Origin of the sequence: Thermogutta sp., from assembly GCF_014359955.1 — a bacterium.
In the GTDB taxonomy this organism is placed as follows: domain Bacteria; phylum Planctomycetota; class Planctomycetia; order Pirellulales; family Thermoguttaceae; genus Thermogutta.
On sequence record NZ_JACIYL010000890.1, the window covers coordinates 1 to 1,696 of the forward strand.

Here is a 1,696-nt window from a genome sequence, read left to right on the forward strand (position 1 = left end):
GACATTTGCCCGGGTGATGAACACCTATATCAACAAGGTGGCCCGGGTTCGCCCCTGGGTGGATCGAATCCTTGAGGCCAAAACCCTCGAAGAGCAGCGCGAGATCTACGAGAAATATCTGAAAGAGCAGGTCTGGACGCCGCTTTTGCGGTTCCTCCTCAGCCGCGATGCGATGCTCTCGCTGGTGGGGGTGCCCCGGGCGCAGCGCAAACAGATCGAAATGTACTATCAGGGCGGTGTGGCCAAGTACGTGCAGGATTGTGTGGAAGCGGTGTTCGCCAAGCTGCCCATTTCAGACAACTACTTCTGGCGGGTTTACATCACCGGGAGCTACACGCGGGAGTGCTGTCCCGAGTATCTGAAGGAAGAGAATTTCTACAAGTTGAAAGGGGGCCTCGTCGATCGCATCACCACCCACACCAATACAGTGGAAGGTTTTCTCGTCGAAAATGATGTTGCCATCAGCAAATATGTGCTTCTGGATCATATGGACTGGCTGGCAGGTCGTTTCTTTCCGCTTCTGGAGGCCGAATGGCAGGCGATTTTCGATCGTGCCAGGCCGGGAGCGCGGGCCATCTGGCGGAGCGGGGGGCTGCGGACGGACTTTGTGGATCGTGTACGCGTCCACATCAATGGCCGGACGGTGTCTCTCGGAGAGCAACTGACCTACCATCGCGAACTGGCCGAGCAGTTGCATGCCCGCTGCCGCGTTCACACCTACGGAAGTTTTTACATTGCCGATTTGAACACCTGAGCGGTCGCCAGCCGGCTGTCAAGGAAGCTTCTGCGAGATGGGTCTGTGGAGTGATCTGAAAGTCCTGTATCACATGGTGTTCCGCCCGGGACGTGGTCGCGACCATGCCGAGCGGATGGAGAGTTTTTACGGGCCCCAGGCCGAGGCTTACGACAGTTTCCGCCGGCGTTTGCTTCAGGGGCGCGAGGACCTCTGGGCAAAACTGGGCGTTCCCGAAGGCGGCATTTGGGTCGACCTAGGTGCGGGAACGGGCTCGAACGCCGAATATTTTGGCGAAAATATTCAGCGCCTGCGAAAAGTGATCCTCGTCGATCTCTCCAAATCACTTCTCGAAGTGGCGCAGAAACGAATCCAGCGGCACGGTTGGACGAACGTGGAAACCCGTCTCGCGGACGCCACCACTTTTACCCCTGATGAGCCGGTTGACGTGGTAACGTTTTCCTACTCGCTCACGATGATTCCCGATTGGTTTGCCGCCGTGGACAACGCGTGGCGTATTCTGAAGCCCGGGGGGCGAATTGGCGTGGTGGATTTTTACGTCTCGCGGAAGCATCCTGGCCCCGGTATGCGGCGGCACGGCACGTGCGCGCGGCTTTTCTGGACGTTTTGGTTCAACTACGACGACGTTTTTCCGTCCCCCGATCATATCCCCTATTTACGCTATCGTTTTCGGGAGATTTTTCTGGAGGAGCGACGGGCCAAAGTTCCCTATTTGCCGCTGGCGCGGGCTCCTTATTACATCTTCGTCGGGGAAAAGAATACTGATTTGACGCCTGATCTGCCGGTTTGATGAGCCAGGTTTTCCAAATCGTTGGTTGACGGGCTCTGTCGTGGAGGCAACCCAGCGATCCCGGGAGGATCATGCGACAGTTGTCAGCCGCGAGGACGACTCTTTGCTGGGGTGAATTCCTCCTCGGATCCTCAGGGGCAATCTCGCATTTG

The 1,696-nt window shown here is 57.3% G+C and carries 2 protein-coding genes; both read left to right on the forward strand.

All coding sequences use genetic code 11. The annotated features are described in order from the left end of the window. Positions 1-754: DUF3419 family protein (locus tag H5U08_RS17940; protein WP_297036259.1), on the forward strand; the 754-nt coding region annotated here is incomplete at its 5' end. A 37-nt stretch (positions 755-791) separates the two neighbouring features. Further along, complete coding sequence (locus H5U08_RS17945) at positions 792-1,544, forward strand: class I SAM-dependent methyltransferase (protein ID WP_297036261.1); 753 nt, start codon at positions 792-794, stop codon at positions 1,542-1,544. Positions 1,545-1,696: the final 152 nt, after the last annotated feature.

Bases quoted from the DNA above. Each gene is read 5' to 3' on its own strand.
- H5U08_RS17945 (WP_297036261.1), top strand. From the start codon at position 792: ATGGGTCTGTGGAGTGATCTGAAAGTCCTGTATCACATGGTGTTCCGC.